This window comes from Arthrobacter sp. SD1074B (assembly GCF_056780195.1).
In genome coordinates this window covers 38,349-54,094 of sequence record NZ_JBRAZT010000003.1, presented here as the reverse complement: position 1 = coordinate 54,094, position 15,746 = coordinate 38,349, and the positions used below count along the sequence as shown (strand labels likewise).

Here is a 15,746-nt window from a genome sequence, read left to right as displayed (position 1 = left end):
GAGAAACCGATGCTTTATCTGGTTCGAATGGACGTCAACCTTCCGTTGGACATGTCTCAGGAGAGGGCCGACGCCGTCAAGTCGCAGGAGCGGAAGTACTCCCAGCAGCTGCAGCGTGACGGCCGTTGGGTGCATCTGTGGCGTGTTGTGGGAGAGTACTCCAACTACTCGGTGTTTGACGTGTCGGATAACGACGAACTGCATGAACTGCTGTCCGGCCTCCCGCTTTTTCCATACATGGATATGAAGGTCACTCCGCTGGCCAAGCACCCCTCCGCCGTTGATTAACCCGGGCCTGGATCCGCCACATTCATATCCAGAAGCTTTCAATGAGCCCGAAATAAGTATTTCCTCTCACCCATTTACAGCCCTACGGTTAAACCATTACCCCATGTGACGCGGGACACCGCGACAGTACAGAGATACCAAGTCCGGAAACGCACACAGATGTATCGACAAAGGAGTCAGCATGACCACCGAAACAGAGGCCACCGCCGCCGCTTCAGGCGCAGGCGCAACCGCCCGCTTCCGCGAGAACAAGCAGTTCGCAGCTAACACCAGCCAGGAGCGAGTGAGCACTCTGGCCAACCGTGTGATCAAGGCGATCAACGACACCGTCTTGGACGAAAAGGTCACGTACGACGAGTACAATGCGTTCAAGGCGTGGCTCATCAGGGTCGGCGAGGACGGCGAATGGCCGCTGTTCCTGGACGTCTGGGTGGAGCACTCGATTGTAGAGGTTGCCGAGGCCAACCGGCATGGCTCCAAGGGAGCCATCGAGGGTCCCTACTACATTCCTAACGCCCCTGTCCTGAACAATCCGGCCACGCTGCCCATGCGCGAAGACGAGCCCGGTACTCCGCTGCTCTTCCAGGGCCAGGTGCGCAACGTCGCCGGCGAGCCTCTCGCTGGCGCACTGATCGAGCTGTGGCACGCTGATGACGCGGGCTTCTACTCCCAGTTCGCACCAGGGCTGCCGGAATGGAACCTCCGCGGCTCGATCATTGCCGATGAACAGGGTAACTTCCAGATCAACACCATGCAGCCGGCCCCGTATCAGATCCCCACTGACGGCGCTTGCGGCGCCCTCATCGCGGCAGCGGGATGGCATGCCTGGCGTCCGGCCCACCTGCACTTCAAGGTCTCCGCCGCGGAACACCAGCTGATCACCACCCAGCTGTACTTCGAGGGCGGCGAGCACGTTTCCGACGACATCGCCTCGGCCGTCAAGCCCGAACTCGTCCTCGCCCCCACGGAGCGTGCGGACAGACAGGGCCGCGAAGTCACGTACGATTTCATCCTTGACCCGCAGGACTAACCTCCAAAACTAATATAGGACTGACCACTAGAACAGTGTTCGGGCGCCCAGCAGCGGCGCACGCCAAGCCGGCCGGGGCGGAGTATCCGCCACCTGCCTTCCCCTTAACGGCCCGCCCTGATGCCGCATTGCCAAAATCAGTCCCGAACGAAGGAGGCGTCGATGACTCAGAAAACAGTCACGGCCCCGATCGACACCCGCGAACTCCGCCACGCATTCGGAACATTCGCCACCGGAGTCACCGTCGTAACCTGCCGATCCGAGGACGGCGTGCCGCACGGCGCTACGGTGAATGCCTTCACCGCGGTGTCTCTTGATCCGCCGCTCGCCCAGGTGACGCTGACCCGCACCTCGCGTGCCGCCCGGTACTTGGAGGGTGCACCGTTTGCCATCAACATCCTCTCCCTGGAGCAGATGGATGTGGCCCTGCATTTCGCAGGGAAAGTCATGGACGAGGAGCCGGAATGGACCCTGGACGGAGACGTTCCGGTGCTGACGAGGAACGCGGCCACGCTGGAATGCCGGCCGTGGAACATCTACGACGGCGGCGACCACATCATCGTGGTCGGAGAGGTTATCGCCATGGAAATTACGAAGCGCGACCCGCTGCTGTTCTTCGGTGGTAAGTTCCGCCACGTCGGATCGTTAGTTGAGGGTGCGCCGTGGGACCACTCCGGAGACGCTCCCGAGTCCGGCTGGTTCGCCGGCGCCAAATCCTTCAAACCCCTCAACGCTTTCTAAACGATCTTGAGGCCCATAGCTCGCACCTATTTTCCCTGAAAGGGACGATCATGACTGAAATTATTGACCAACCGGGCACCGGACCGTCGGATTCCCCGACGCCATCGATGGGTGAGCGGACTACGCCGGCGAACCCGAAGATGCCGATGACGGGGGACGAGTACATCAACTCGCTCAAAGACGACCGTGAGGTCTGGATCTACGGGGAACGGGTCAAGGACGTCACCACCCACCCCGCCTTTCGGAACTCGATCCGTATGGCGGCCCGGTTGTACGACGCGATGCACAAGCCCGAGCTGCAGGACAAGCTCATGGTCCCTACCGACACCGGGTCCGGCGGCAAGACCATGTCCTTCTTCCGCACACCGCACAGCGTCGAGGACCTTAAGAAGGACCGCGTCGCGATCGAGACCTGGGCGCGGATGAGCTACGGCTGGCTGGGCCGCTCGCCCGACTATAAGGCGGCGTTTCTGGGCACCCTCGGCGGCATGCCGGACTTCTACGAGCCCTTCCAGGAGAACGCCAAGCGCTGGTACAAGGAGTCACAGGAAAAGGTCCTGTACTGGAACCACGCGATCATCAACCCGCCGGTGGACCGCCACCTCCCGCCGGACCAGGTCGGCGATGTCTTCATGAAGGTCGAGAAAGAAACCGACTCAGGGCTGATCGTCTCCGGCGCCAAGGTCGTCGCGACCGGATCGGCGATCACCAATTACAACTTCATCGCCCACTACGGACTGCCGATCAAGCGCAAGGAATTCGCGCTGATCTGCACGGTCCCCATGGATGCCCCCGGCGTGAAGCTCATCAGCCGTGCCTCGTACAGCCACCAGGCTGCCGTGATGGGTACCCCGTTCGATTACCCGCTCTCGAGCCGGATGGACGAGAACGACTCCGTCTTTGTTTTCGACAAAGTCCTGATCCCGTGGGAGAACGTCTTCGCCTACGGCGACGTGGAGAAGATCAATAACTTCTTCCCGCAGACCGGCTTCATCAACCGTTTCACCTTCCAGGGCGTGATCCGCCTCGCCACCAAGCTGGACTTCATCGCCGGACTACTGATGAAGGCCCTGGAAGTCGCCGGCACGCAGGACTTCCGCGGCGTCCAGACACGCGTCGGCGAGGTGCTGGGCTGGCGCAACATGTTCTACGCCCTGATCGACGGCATGACACTGAACCCGGACCAGGGCCCGAACGGCACCGTGCTGCCCAAGCTGGACTACGGCCTGTCCTACCGGATGTTCATGTCCATCGGCTACCCGCGGATCAAGGAAATCATCGAACAGGACGTCGCGTCCGGCCTGATCTACCTGAACTCCTCCGCGCTGGACTTCAAAACCCCCGAGATCCGCCCGTACCTCGACAAGTACGTCCGCGGCTCCGACGGCGTCGAGGCCGTGGACCGGGTCAAGCTCATGAAACTCCTCTGGGACTCCATCGGCACCGAATTCGGCGGCCGCCACGAACTCTACGAACGGAACTACTCCGGCAACCACGAGAACGTGAAAGCCGAGATCCTCTTCGCAGCCCAGGCCCAGGGGACCACGGACTACATGAAGGGCTTCGCGGACCAGTGCCTGGCCGAGTACGACCTCGACGGCTGGACCGTGCCGGACCTCATCAGCAACGACGACGTCAGCCTGTTCTTGAAACGACACTAGCCGACGGGAAAAGGTTGCAGGTACGGCACGGCATTCCGTGCCGTACCTGCAACCGGCTCGTCAGTAGCGCGATCCGCCCACACCGACCTCCTGGTCGCTGTGGGCGGGGGTTCCGCCGTCGCCCTGGCAAAAAGCGATCGCCGGGACCACCGGACTTCCCATCGTCGCGGTACCCACCGGTTACGCCGGTTCAGAAACCACCAACGTCTGGGGAATCACGGAGGAGTCCTCGGGTAAGACGCAGAAAAACACCGGCCGGCCTCGGATTCCGCGAAGAGCAAATACCCGAAGCCGTGTATCTCATAACGCCCCACGTGCCGCCGTCGAATCCCGCAGCACCGTCGCTGCGGACCTGGAACCGCTGCTGAAATCCGCTTGGAAGGGAAAGACCCCATGATTTTTCTGGCGCATCACCTGGGACTGCTGTTCCACGTCACCCGCAGGCAGGACCTGGCACTGTGGGAGGCCGAGCTGGCGGCCCCCACCGTCACATTGACCTCGTCCGCCTGGGTGGGCTGGCACGAAGTGGACCCCGTGGACTGACCGGGCAGAATTCATCGGCGCAGCCCGTGGCTGATGGGTTTCCGGATTGGTCAGCCGCCGCGCAGAAAGTCAGCGACCGGCTCGGCGTCACCCTCGGCTCCGTCATCGGCCCGGGCCAGGACGTCACGGACCTATACTGCGACTGGGCGAAACTGCGCGGCGTGGCCGAAAACGGCCCCGTACTGGTCCGCCCTGACAAACACGTCGGCTGGCCCACGGACCGCTTGCCGGGTGATCCTGAAGGCGCCCTTTACAGGAGAATTGACCATGAACCTGTCTTTTGAGCCTTGGACGGCGTGCTGGAACAGGAATGCCAGGACAGTTGCTGGGAGCAGCAGCCATTTCCGGTTGGTTGTCGCTCCCAGTACCGTGCCGATGAAGGCCAGGGACGAGGCATTGAGTCGAGGAGCCGTTCGACGTCCCATTCGTGGTCGAGTTCCTCGATGCGTTTAGTGATGTCGGCTTTTGACCGGTCGGCGTAAGTGTCGATGTGGCGTTCGATTTCGCGGTCGAGTCCGGCCTGGACGTGCTAGGAGTGCTGGAACGCACGCGGTCCGGAATGTCCTGTTGGTGAAGGTTCTCGTTATCCATAACGTCCTCCGTGGGTTTGGGATGACCCTACGATACCTTTCCGGGCTGAGGCTGTCTGCGGTGCATGGCTAGTAGGGCCGGGCCGGTCTTGACGGCTGGTGCTGCCTTCGTCAGGGAGGGGAGTGTGGCCGGTGGTTGGTCCTGCAGCGGGGGGACTGGAGTCCAAGGGTGTGGCGATGGCAGGGCCGTCAGGATGCTTTTTCAGAAGGATGTCGGGCGGGGTTTCGCAGCCCTGGGCAGCTACCATGCGGGCGGTGCCCTCGACCACCCGGGCCCACCGGCTCCTGCTGGGCCGGCGGGCTGCAGCATCCCCGCTTTGCCCGCGCCTATGCCCGGGCGGTTGAAGGCATGAACCGAGGGGGCGTTACTGAGCACCGCCGGGATCTGCTGAGTAGTTTGTATGGCCGGGTCGTCGAGATAGGGGCCGGGGCCGGGTCCGCGTTCGCGCTTTACCCCGCCACGGTCACGGAGGTTCTGGCGGTGGAGCCTGATGATTACCTGCGCGCTTTGGCCGCAAACAGGGCAGTGTCTGCTCCGGTTCCGGTCATCGTCGTTGCCGGGGCCGCGGAGGCTGTCCCTGCTGCCGATGCCAGTGCTGACGCGGTGGTCACCAGTCTTGTTTTGTGCAGCGTCGTTGAGCAGTCCGCGGCCCTGGCTGAGGCGCGCAGGGTCCTGCGGCCGGGTGGGGTGCTGGCCTTCTATGAGCATGTCCGCTCCGACATGGGGTCTTTGCCGTGGCGGAGGACTTCCTGACCCCGTTCTGGAAGCAAGTATCCGGCGGCTGCCACCCGAACAGGGAAACGCTTAAGGCGATCACCGATGCAGGGTTTACGGTCAGCGACAACCGGAGATTCGGGTTTTCCGTCCATCCGCTCGCGCCGCCGGTCGCGCACATCCTTGGCCATGCCACAGCCTGGGCGAAGGTGGGCGTCCAAGCGGTGCACTCGGGTTGCTCCAGGCCGATGGACGGAGTGGTGATGGGCTGGTGCGCCCGGTGCAAGGGTGACTCCCGAAGGCGTTCCGATCAGGATCGACTGGCCACCGGAATACATGCCGAAGGACCACGGTTCGAGGGCGCGGGCCACGAACGGGTCGTAGATGGTGGCGATTGAGGGCGTGCAGAACGGGGGAAGCGTGCGGCTTGACGGACACACGGTCCGCCTCAGTCAGCTCGGAGAACCAGAGCGAGGTCATGATCTCCACCATGGAGGCGCTGGAGGCCTGGTGTCCGCCGACTTTGACTCCACTGGCGTTGGGGCGCCCCCGGTTGGCGGCATCCACGATGGCGACGGCCGTCCACCGGACCCGCCGGGCGATGTTCTCCAGAACGGCTGTCCGGGAATCTGCTTCCTCCGGGGCTGCGGCGCCCCAGGCGTTGCCGGAGCCCATCAGCTGCAAAGCAATGAAAAGAAGACCAGCCGCGCAGGACCCTTTGCGCCGAGTACGGCCCCAAGGTGCGGGCTCACCGGGCTGGTCACACTGGAGTCGGTCGCCACCGCTGCCCTCAAGCCGGGGCTGATGGGCTACGCACCCGTTCTTGCCCTGAAGAAACTGTTCGAACAGACCGGCACAACACCGGCGGGCATCGACACGATCGAACTCAACGAGGCCTTTGCCTCCCAGGCCGTTGCCGTCATCCGCGATGCCAAACTCGACCCAGAAAAGACAAAACCCCTACGGTGGAGCCATCGCACTTGGTCACCCCGTCGGCGCAACGGGCGCGATTTTGAGCCTGCGGGTCGCAAAAGATCTGGCCCGCCGGGACCTTGAGCTCGGCATCGTCACGATATGCATCGGTGGAGGCCAAGCTCTCGCAGCCCTGTTCCGTCGCGTCTCCTAACGGTGGCTAGGCAAGGTAATGGTCGCCCTGCTTCAGGACAGCCAACAGTGACGTGCCGAGGCGGTGGCTGATTTCGTAGGACTCCATCCCCTTGGCTGTATGCAGATCGACGAAGACCCGCTCATCGAAGATCGTCAGCCAGAGCAGGGCGGCGTAATCGGTGTCCTGCGCAGGGATCACGCCTGCCGCGATGAGCTGATCGAGCACTCCGGTTACCAGCCGGTGATACGAGGAGCTCAGGCGCTCACCGCGCTGGACCCGCTCCAGAATGCCTTCGGCACTGCGGATATACGTAGCCGCGCGGGACCAAGGAAGCTCCAGCTCCACCCAGGTCTGGCAGACCCGATGGAAGAGATCCAATCCGGTGTACCTCTCGGTCAGCTCCTCAATCGCCCTAATGACCCGATCGAATATTCGGTTGTAGAACTCCGCCCGCACTTCTTCGACGTCATCGAAATGCCGGTAAGCGGTAGCGCTTGAGACCCCGGCCTCCCGCGCCAGTTCCGGCAGCGTGACATCCAGGCCCTGGTGTTCGAGAAGACGCCCCAGAGCATCCAGGAGCTTCTGCCTGGAATTCACCGCATCGGCTCGAGGAGATCTAGCAGGCTTGTGCACGCCTCCAAGATACCCCAGAATCTACTGCGAAGCTCTTCTCAGTTCGATTGCCCTCGGCTAGCATTTGAGAAGTTATTCTTAGTTAATTCCGTGATGTAACTTCATCCGGGACATCCCGAGCAAGGGGCAATCGACCTTGTTCACCGCCGTGAGGAGCATTAAGCGCCGAACGCTTACTTGTACAGGAGACCGTCATGAAGGTGGAAGACGCTCAGGTGACATCCCGGCCCTGGGGCGCCGCAGCCCCGGAGGAAGCAGATTCCCGGACAGCCGTTCTGGAGAACATCGCCCGGCGGGTCCGGTGGACGGCCGTCGCCATCGTGGATGCCGCCAACCGGGGGCGCCCCAACGCCAGTGGAATCAAAGTCGGCGGACACCAGGCCTCCAGCGCCTCCATGGTGGAGATCATGACCTCGCTCTGGTTCTCCGAGCTGACTGAGGCGGACCGTGTGTCCGTCAAGCCGCACGCTTCCCCCGTTCTGCACGCCCTCAATTACCTTCTGGACGACCTGGACGAAGAGAAACTCGGAACGCTTCGGCAGAAGGGCGGCCTCCAGAGCTACCCCAGCCGGTCAAAGGACCCTGACACGGTGGATTTCTCCACCGGCAGCGTGGGCATCGGGGCAACGGCCACCATCTGGGCCGCCATGTCACACCGCTTCGTCCGCGACAGGTACGCCGATTCGCGGAAATCCGGCCGCTTTATCGGGCTCCTGGGCGACGCCGAACTGGACGAAGGCGCCATCTGGGAAGCCGTCGCCGACCCAACCGTGGTGAAACTCGGCGAACTGCTCTGGATCGTTGACCTGAACCGACAGTCCCTGGACCGGGTGGTCCCCGACTCCCAGATTCTGCGCCTGCAGGGCATGTTCGAAGCCGCCGGCTGGCAGGTCCTGACCCGCAAGTGGGGGACCCGCGTACAGGAACTCTTCACCCGTCCAGGCGGTGTGGATCTGCAGCGCCGCCTGGAGGCCATGCCGAACGGGGAATACCAGCGGATGCTCCGGTCCCCCCACTCGGAGATCTTCGACCGCCTCTGCGCCAGCGGCTGCACCCCGGCCATGGAAACCCTGCTGCGCTCACTCAACGCTGCGCAGCAGGCCGCGGCGGTCCGCGACCTCGGCGGACATGACATCGGACTGCTGCTGGACACCTACAAGCAGGTCGACCGCAGCAGGCCCTCCGTCATCTTCGCTTACACCATCAAGGGCCGCGGCCTTGCCACCGAAGGCCACCCGAACAACCACTCAGCACTCCTGACCAAGGATCAGATGGAAACCTTGGCGGAGACCTCCGGGATGGATCTATCGGACCCCTGGCGCAAGTTCCAGCCCGGCACCGTCGAGGACCGGGTATGCGCCGAGGCAGCCGGCCGGCTCAGTCGCCCGCAACTCGCCCCGGCCCCGTCAGTCCCGGTCCCGGTGTCCCTTCCATGGGGCTACGGCGACAAAATTTCCACCCAAGCCGCATTGGGACGGTTCCTCTCTGACCTGAAACGGGCCGCGCCGGAGGTGGCCCACCGTGTGGTCACCTGCAGCCCCGATGTTGCCTCCTCCACTAACCTCGGCGGCTGGATCAACAAGACCGGAGTGTGGTCCGTCGGTGAACGCCGGGACTGGTTCACCGACGACCCCGAACGAGTCCTCCGCTGGGTTGAAAACTCCCGCGGCCAGCACATCGAACTCGGCATCGCCGAAACCAATCTCGTGGGTCTGGCCTCAGAACTCGGAACGACCTGGAGCCGCTGGGGCCAGCCGCTCATCCCCATCGCCACCATCTACGACCCGTTCGTGGCCCGCGCCCTCGAACCGTGGTCCTTCGGCATGTATGCCGGTGGCCAGTCGATCCTGATCGGAACGCCTTCGGGAGTCACCCTTGCACCGGAGGGCGGGGCGCACCAGTCCATCACCACTCCGTCCATCGGCCTGGAGCAACCCGAGTGCACCGCTTGGGAGCCCGCCTTCGCCCAGGATCTCGAGTGGTGCATGCTCGAAGCCATGAGCCGGATCGGTGTTCCCGGCGGACGCTCGGCCTACTTCCGACTGACTACGCGTCCGCTGGACCAGTCCCTGTCTGCCATGCCGGCGGACGATGTGCTGCTCGAGCGGCGCCGTCGGCACGCAGTAGCCGGCGGATACCGGCTGACCGACCACAACCCGGCCGAGGACAGCGTCACGCTTGTCGGCGTCGGGGCAATGATGCCGGAAGTCATCGCCTCAGCCGAGCGGCTGAAGGTGCTCGGAATCACCGCCGGCGTCGTCTGCCTAACCAGCCCCGACCTGGTTTTCGAATCCCTCCAGCGCCGCAACTCACTCAACCAAGGAACCACCGGGAGCGGATTCGACATCATTGACGCCCTCTTTCCCCGGCACGCCCCCACGCCCCTCGTCACCGTCCAGGACGGACACCCCCACACCTTGTCCTTCCTGGCCGGAGCCCGCGGCGACCGAACCATCTCCCTGGGAGTGAAGGACTTCGGCCAGTCCTCTGATCTGCAGGACGCCTACCGGATCCACGGCATCGACGAAGAATCCATCGTCAATGTTGCACTAAACCTCGTCCGCTAAGGTTCTAGGAAAACGCCGGCCTCGCGGTCGTCACAGCGCGAACATCTTTAGCCAAGGCTTAGGACGAGCTTCCCAAGATGTTTTCTGGATTCGAGATGGTGGTGCGCCTCGGCGACCTCCGACAGCGGGTAGACGGAGTCGATAAGCGGGCGGATCTGGTGCTTGTCGACCAGATCGAGCATCTGCGCAAAATCATCAGGGCTTCCAAGGTTCGCCCGAGAATCGATATTGCCCGAAATAGAGGTCCGGGACTTCGGTCCTGACCGTGCTCCCGGCAGTTGAGCCCACTACGACGATCCAGCCTCCTGGTTTCAGACATCCCATGGCTTCCGCCAGGTTGGCACCGGCACCGTTGATGATGACGTCCACACCGCCTCCGGTAGCTTCGAGCACCTGCTGGACCCATTCAAGATCTGTGTAGAGAAATCCCTCGTCGACGCTGATGGCACGGGCGGCGGTGAGCTTTCAGCACTCGAAGACGTCGCCGCACACGGGCTCCTGCCGCGGCAGCGAACATAATGGCGAAAGTGGAGACCCCGGCTTTTCGGGGCCTAGGCATCCTCGTCCGGTGGCAGCACGCGGATCCGGCGGGCGCTCGGTGCGCCGGGTGCGATTCCCAGGTCTTCCGGCCTTTTTGGGGCATTGGCGGTCTTGGCGGCACGCATCTGCACGAAGGGTTCGAACAGGTCGTTGGGCGTGCATTCCAGGATGTCGCAGAGGGCCGCGAAAGTCTGGGCAGGGATGCGTTCGGGTGTTCCGGTGACGAGCCGGTGGACCTGGGCGTTGGAGAGGTTGATGCCCCGCGCTTTGAGGAGGGGGAGGAACTCGGTGGTTTTCCAGAGGTTACGTTGGGCCATCAGTTGCCGAAAGTTCCAGCGGTAACCGACGTTGCGACCGCTTGAAGCGTCACCCGACCGACCTCGCCCCGGACGCCCTTCACCTTGACGTGGCAACCCTAAACGAGGGCGTTTACCCGCTACCCGGGTAAATGTGTTACATTTTTGCCATCAGACATTGCCCCCCTCTGAGCTCCGGCTCAAGGGGGCAATTTTCATTAAGCGACATACGGTGATGCGTGGAGTATACGAAGGAATTTAAAGAGCGCGACGAGCTACTGGGACAACTCGAAGCCCGTGGCCTCGCCATTCCTGACCCCACCGCAGCGCTTAACTTCCTCACCCGTGTTGGTTACTTCCGCTCTGGCGCGTACCGGTACGTTTTCCGGCGGCTGCTTCCACCTGAAAAGATCGATGCGCGTCTGCACCAATACCGTTCCGATGACTACATAGCCGGGGCGAGCATTGAGCACGTCCTGAAGCTGGAAGCTTTCGACTTCAAGCTGGCCCGGGTCTGCCAGGAAGGCCTGCTGGACTTCGAAGTTCGCTTGAGGGCAGCCATGGCCCACACGCTCGCGGCGAAGAACGTTGCAGCCCACGCGGACAAGCAATTCCTCGAGGCGCGCAGTTGCGACCAGCTCAGCGGAGATCAATCCCTTGGCAAACGTACAAAGTTCGATGCGTGGACCACGACCTGGCGGGACGCGGTTAAGTCCGGCGCCGAAGACGAAGACTTCCTTAAGCACCACCTACTGAAGTATCCCCACCAGGACGTGCCTATCTGGGCCGTAACCGAGGTCCTCAGCTTCGGAAACCTGCCCTATCTCTTTGAGCTCATGCAGACCCCGGACGCCCGCGAGGTAGCGCGCATGTTCGGGTTCGCCCACCCCAGCCGGTTTGGGGCGATGCTGCGCATGATGGTCGACTTCCGCAATGCGTGCGCGCACGGGTCCCGCCTTTTCAACCGCGCCTTCAAACGACCGATCGCGTTCGGGCAACACGACACCCACGGCGACCTTCTGACTCACCTGGTCGGCTCCGACTTCACGAACACACCCAAACCACGACAAAGGCTCTACATCTACGCCGCCGTCCTGGCGTTCATGCTCAGGTCGCACAGCAGTGGCTCCAACTGGCATCTGACCTTCAAGACGCAGATCAAAAAGCTCGACATCGAACTTCCAGCCCCGGACGGGACCGAGCTCCTATCTCCCAACGTCAGCATGGGCTTCCCGGCTGACTGGTTGGACCTGGACTTGTGGAAGCTGTCAATGGCCAATAGTTTGTGCCCACGGGCGGCCAGCAAAAATGCCCGCTGGTGGCCATGAAAACTGCCCACTCATGGCCACGAGATCTGCCCACCGGGTGTTCGGTGGCGTTGGCCATGTTGGGGTGTGGGTTTAGTTCATTGGGGTGACTCCTTTTCCGGCCAGTGCCTGGCTGAGGCGGATCGATTCTCCTGAGGTCTGGCAGACATGCGCGTGGTGCAGCAGCCGGTCCACGGTGGCGGTGGCGAGGGTTTTGGGCATGAGCTCGTCAAAGCCGGCCGGATGCAGGTTTGAGGAAACCGCGATGGAGCGTTTCTCGTAGGCGGCGTCGACGAGGCGGTAGAGGCCCTCGGCCGCGTCCGTGCCCACCGGCAACAGGCCGATGTCATCGACCACCACCAAATCTGCGCGCAGGATCCGGGCGACGACTCTGGTGACGCTGTCATCGGAGCGGTGGGCGCGCATCAGAGCGCCGAGGTCCTCGAGCCGGAACCACGCGACCCGCAGGCCGGCCTCGACGGCTTGCTGGCCGAGGGCTTCAAGGAAGAACGTCTTGCCCGTGCCGGAGGGGCCGCAGATCACGACGTTTTCCTTCCGCCCGATCCATTCCAGCGTCCGCAGCGCCTGCTGCGTCGGTGCCGGGATCGAGGAGGCGTCAGGGTCCCAGGTGTCGAAAGTCTTCCCGGTCGGGAAGCCCGCGGCCTTGCGCCTGGTGGCGAGCATGGACCGGGACCGGCCGGCGACTTCCTCGACAAAGAGTGCCTTGATGACCTCGGCCGGTTCCCAGCGCTGGGCGCGGGCGGTCGCGATCAGTTCCGGCGCCAGCGCCCGCGCATGGGGCATCTTCAACTGCCGCATCAACGCCTCCAGCTCCGGCGCCAGTACGGGCGCGGTGACCGGGACCGGGCTCACGCGCTTTCCTCCAGGGCGCCGTCAACACGGGCGGCAACGGGTGGTCGGCCAATCGCCGCCCACCCGGCGGTGCCCTGGGTCAAGGACCGGGTCTCCCCGGCAGCATGGGTGGTCGTTCGCGTGCTCGCGGCGTTCAGGATCGAGGCCAGGTCCTTGTTCGCGAAGCGGCCATGGATGGCCGCAGTCCCGAGGGCCTGATCGACCTCGGACTGCCCGGCGATCTTCGCCAGGGCGACCGCTTCGGCCATCTTCACGTTCATCCGGGCCGTGCCCGCCGCTGCGGCCTCGAGCAGCCAGGTCCGGGCGCCGTCGCCGATGCTAAGGAACTCCGTCTCCGCGGCCGTCCTGGCTTTCACCGTGTACTCACCCGGGATTTTCGGCCGGTGGTCAGGGAAGTGGGCGTCGTTGATCGCCGGGCTGCCGGGCCGGGCGCGCCGGTGCCGGGCGACTTCCACCGGCCCCTGGCCGCCGAGGTGGACGATGATGACCTGCTCGTCGGCTCCGGCGCCGTGGGCGCGGACGAACACCCGCGCGCCGAGCAGATACGCCGGGACGGAGTACTGCCCGTTCTCGAAGGTGACCATCGGCGTGTTCTCCGGGACACTGCGGGAGAGCCCGAACGCGACGGTGTGCGCGGTGTCCGGGATCCGGTGCAACCGCGGCGCTTCCTCGGCCAGCATCGTCACGGGTTTGCGGCGGGTGGCCCGGTGCTCACGGTGGTTGACCTCGTCCATAAACGCCTGGCAGGCCGCCTCGATCTCGGCGAAGGAAGCGTAGTCGGCACGCAGGTTGGTGTCCTTGGGCACGATGTCGGCCTTGGCGACCTTCACCGAGGCCTCCACGCCGCCCTTGGACGCCGGGTCAGCCGGCTGGCAGGTCAACACCGTCACCCCGTAGTGGCGGGCGAACTCGACCGTCTGCTGGTTGCGCACCGGGACCCCGGCAACATGGGAAACCGTTACGGTCTTCTCGTTATCGGTCAGGACGTAGGTCGGGGCGCCGCCGATGACACGGAAGCTGCGGTCCAGCGCCGCGAACACGCTCGGCGCCGTCCGGTCCCGCAGCGCGATGACAATCCTGAAGCGGGACCATGCCAGCCAGGCCACGAACAAAACGGTCTTCTTCCCCTCGATCACGGGGCCGTCGCCGAAATCGTACTGAAGCCACATGCCCGGTTCCGTGATCCAGGGCCGGTGCACCCGGACATGGCCGAGCCGCCAGGCAGCGCGGACCTGGGCGACGGCCCGGCGGGTCGAGCGCTCCGAACCCTCGTAGCCGAGGTCTCGGAGTTTCGCGTGGGCTTTGTCGGCACGGATCTTGCCCTTGGACGCTTCTATCCATTCCTCGATCTTGGGCAGGTACGCATCGGTGACCCGGCCCCGGTAGACCGGTTCGGCGATCGGCTGGCCGGCGTCGCGGGCAGCGACGTGCCTGGCGACCGTGTGGTGCGAGCAGCCGGTGAGTTCCGCGGCGGCGCGCAACGATCCGGTCAGATCATACGCAGCGAGTATTTCCATGATTTCTCCGTCAAACTTCATTAGGGCCTCTTCCCGGGCGACTTTGGTGCGACTAGACACCGTCATCAAACCCCGGGGAGAGGCTCCCGCCGCTTAAGCGGCAGGGTTCAGTAAGGAAGTGGGCAGATCTCATGGCCACCAACGGGCAGTTTTCATGGCCGTCAGTGGGCAGTTCCGTGGCCGCCTACGGGCAGTTTTTCATGGCCGCTAACAGGAAGCCAAGCGCCTGTGTCCTGTCTCATCTAACTTGAACCATCAGGGCCTGAATTTAGGCGGTTGGGTCAACTGTAGTGAGACAAAATGAGTGCCCTTGTCTCACTACAGTTGACCCAAATCGCAGAAACCTGCGTTGGTTACGCTCCAAGCCTCAGCTGGCGACCTCAACATTGGGTGTGCCCGCGTGCCGGTCCCCGGATGATGTCCCGTAAGGGGAACCCTTTACGGGAGGATGGCGGGTCGATGCTTCAGCTAAAGGCCACCTGCACGGGCTTGAACCTGAAAGGCCCGCCGCATCCAGGTCCGAAGGGGTGCTCCCCGGTTGATTCCGTTTCTATGGGCAAATCAAGGGCTATGCGGCCACCAGAAGTGGCCACGGCTTCCACAAAAATCGAAGTGACACTAACAGGCGGATTCGGGTATGGCGGGGACTGCGGCACCAGCCATTTTCCCTCAGGGTTTCTCGCCACCGGCTCAGGAGTGCATACCTCCCCAAAACAAGCCGCTACTGACACCGGCGGGGTGGAAAAGGCCAGCTCCACATCACCCACGTAGGCGTAACCGACTGCTGGACATGCCCGGCTTACCCAGGGCAGGCGGCCGAGCAGGACAGCAAATGCCAACACGGTCACAACAACGCCTGCCCCAAGCAGAAGAACGCCCCGAAGCTTCATAGCGTGAGCCTAACCCGTCATCTATCGGGAGTCTCGCCATAAAGGACTCCTTACTCAGTGGTTCACCGACCCGTTACGGGGCGCTGCTGGTGCAGTGACTATTCCGTGGTTTAGAACAACGAGTTACATCAAGCGTCTGACCGTCCTCTTAGCGGAGTATGCAGTCACTTGACTAACGAACCGAGGTGGCGAGTATCCGGGGTCTACTTCCAGCCCTTCTTGTTTCGCTTGCGCTAACAACCCGTGATTCCCCTTACCGGCTGGGCGGCCACAAGTTGAGAGTAACACCGGGGTTCATGTGCCAGATCTAAGGCAGCACCGGGGCGAATGGGACCCCTCCGCGGCCACTTCCGAGTCTGTCTGGTAGCAGAATGGACCGGGCCGGCGGTCGATCCACGGGTTCTCCCATATCCTGTGCTTGTTCAGACCGACCAAAATTGGGGAAGA

The 15,746-nt window shown here is 63.3% G+C and carries 16 protein-coding genes and 2 pseudogenes; 11 read left to right on the top strand and 7 right to left on the bottom strand.

All coding sequences use genetic code 11. From position 1 onward, the window contains the following. Nucleotides 1-9: 9 nt before the first annotated feature. From catC to ACUYM2_RS18605, 7 genes are all read left to right on the top strand, one after another. Nucleotides 10-288, top strand: a complete 279-nt coding sequence (gene catC / locus ACUYM2_RS18635; RefSeq protein ID WP_275216460.1) for a muconolactone Delta-isomerase — start codon at nucleotides 10-12, stop codon at nucleotides 286-288. A 181-nt stretch (nucleotides 289-469) separates the two neighbouring features. Continuing rightward, entirely contained in the window at nucleotides 470-1,318 is an 849-nt protein-coding gene (gene catA, locus ACUYM2_RS18630) for a catechol 1,2-dioxygenase (protein ID WP_275216462.1), read from the top strand. A gap of 162 nt (nucleotides 1,319-1,480) precedes the next feature. Further along, a complete protein-coding gene (locus ACUYM2_RS18625) occupies nucleotides 1,481-2,059 on the top strand; it encodes a flavin reductase family protein (RefSeq protein WP_275216464.1) in 579 nt (192 codons plus the stop codon). Between the two features lie 50 nt (nucleotides 2,060-2,109). Further along, nucleotides 2,110-3,720 carry a 4-hydroxyphenylacetate 3-hydroxylase family protein gene (locus ACUYM2_RS18620; protein WP_481601556.1) on the top strand — a complete coding sequence of 537 codons (1,611 nt, stop codon included), beginning with the start codon at nucleotides 2,110-2,112 and terminating at the stop codon, nucleotides 3,718-3,720. Between the two features lie 393 nt (nucleotides 3,721-4,113). Continuing rightward, nucleotides 4,114-4,263, top strand: a complete 150-nt coding sequence (locus ACUYM2_RS18615; protein WP_350005786.1) for a hypothetical protein — start codon at nucleotides 4,114-4,116, stop codon at nucleotides 4,261-4,263. 26 nt (nucleotides 4,264-4,289) lie between these two features. Beyond that, the gene (locus ACUYM2_RS18610; RefSeq protein WP_476975998.1) at nucleotides 4,290-4,547 is read left to right on the top strand and encodes an aromatic-ring hydroxylase C-terminal domain-containing protein; all 258 of its coding nucleotides are present in this window, start codon (nucleotides 4,290-4,292) and stop codon (nucleotides 4,545-4,547) included. Nucleotides 4,548-5,202: 655 nt separating this feature from the next. Next, entirely contained in the window at nucleotides 5,203-5,607 is a 405-nt protein-coding gene (locus ACUYM2_RS18605; protein ID WP_481601555.1) for a class I SAM-dependent methyltransferase, read from the top strand. A 354-nt stretch (nucleotides 5,608-5,961) separates the two neighbouring features. Here ACUYM2_RS18605 and ACUYM2_RS18600 read toward each other — a convergent pair. Further along, nucleotides 5,962-6,171, bottom strand: a pseudogene (locus ACUYM2_RS18600) (hypothetical protein); the annotation flags it as partial. On the opposite strand from ACUYM2_RS18600, the gene ACUYM2_RS18595 reads away from it, so the two are divergent. Both ACUYM2_RS18595 and ACUYM2_RS18590 read left to right on the top strand, forming a co-directional pair. Next, nucleotides 6,079-6,624: a hypothetical protein gene (locus ACUYM2_RS18595; protein WP_350005780.1), complete on the top strand. Its 546-nt coding sequence runs from the start codon at nucleotides 6,079-6,081 to the stop codon at nucleotides 6,622-6,624. The pseudogene ACUYM2_RS18600 and the gene ACUYM2_RS18595 overlap by 93 nt on opposite strands. Beyond that, entirely contained in the window at nucleotides 6,581-6,694 is a 114-nt protein-coding gene (locus tag ACUYM2_RS18590; RefSeq protein WP_350005778.1) for a hypothetical protein, read from the top strand. The genes ACUYM2_RS18595 and ACUYM2_RS18590 overlap by 44 nt, the downstream gene beginning before the upstream one ends. Before the next feature lie 6 nt (nucleotides 6,695-6,700). Here the strand turns inward: ACUYM2_RS18590 and ACUYM2_RS18585 are convergent, their stop codons facing one another. Then, on the bottom strand, nucleotides 6,701-7,273 hold the full coding sequence (locus tag ACUYM2_RS18585; protein ID WP_350005776.1) for a TetR/AcrR family transcriptional regulator: 573 nt from the start codon (nucleotides 7,271-7,273) through the stop codon (nucleotides 6,701-6,703). Nucleotides 7,274-7,503: 230 nt separating this feature from the next. Between ACUYM2_RS18585 and ACUYM2_RS18580 the strand changes: the two genes are divergently transcribed. Beyond that, nucleotides 7,504-9,876 carry a transketolase-like TK C-terminal-containing protein gene (locus ACUYM2_RS18580; protein ID WP_476975947.1) on the top strand — a complete coding sequence of 791 codons (2,373 nt, stop codon included), beginning with the start codon at nucleotides 7,504-7,506 and terminating at the stop codon, nucleotides 9,874-9,876. Between the two features lie 47 nt (nucleotides 9,877-9,923). Here the strand turns inward: ACUYM2_RS18580 and ACUYM2_RS18575 are convergent, their stop codons facing one another. From ACUYM2_RS18575 to ACUYM2_RS18565, 3 genes and pseudogenes are all read right to left on the bottom strand, one after another. Then, entirely contained in the window at nucleotides 9,924-10,058 is a 135-nt protein-coding gene (locus ACUYM2_RS18575; RefSeq protein WP_169998703.1) for a zinc-binding dehydrogenase, read from the bottom strand. Between the two features lie 13 nt (nucleotides 10,059-10,071). After that, nucleotides 10,072-10,329, bottom strand: a pseudogene (locus ACUYM2_RS18570) (zinc-binding dehydrogenase); the annotation flags it as partial. Nucleotides 10,330-10,427: 98 nt separating this feature from the next. Continuing rightward, on the bottom strand, nucleotides 10,428-10,829 hold the full coding sequence (locus ACUYM2_RS18565) for a helix-turn-helix domain-containing protein (RefSeq protein ID WP_476975948.1): 402 nt from the start codon (nucleotides 10,827-10,829) through the stop codon (nucleotides 10,428-10,430). A gap of 122 nt (nucleotides 10,830-10,951) precedes the next feature. On the opposite strand from ACUYM2_RS18565, the gene ACUYM2_RS18560 reads away from it, so the two are divergent. Next, the gene (locus tag ACUYM2_RS18560) at nucleotides 10,952-12,040 is read left to right on the top strand and encodes an Abi family protein (RefSeq protein WP_481601554.1); all 1,089 of its coding nucleotides are present in this window, start codon (nucleotides 10,952-10,954) and stop codon (nucleotides 12,038-12,040) included. A 72-nt stretch (nucleotides 12,041-12,112) separates the two neighbouring features. On the opposite strand, the gene istB is transcribed toward ACUYM2_RS18560, so the two are convergent. Continuing rightward, on the bottom strand, nucleotides 12,113-12,892 hold the full coding sequence (istB, locus tag ACUYM2_RS18555; RefSeq protein ID WP_476975977.1) for an IS21-like element helper ATPase IstB: 780 nt from the start codon (nucleotides 12,890-12,892) through the stop codon (nucleotides 12,113-12,115). Beyond that, on the bottom strand, nucleotides 12,889-14,430 hold the full coding sequence (gene istA / locus ACUYM2_RS18550; protein ID WP_476975978.1) for an IS21 family transposase: 1,542 nt from the start codon (nucleotides 14,428-14,430) through the stop codon (nucleotides 12,889-12,891). Before istA ends, istB begins: the two co-directional genes overlap by 4 nt. Nucleotides 14,431-15,746 lie beyond the last annotated feature (1,316 nt).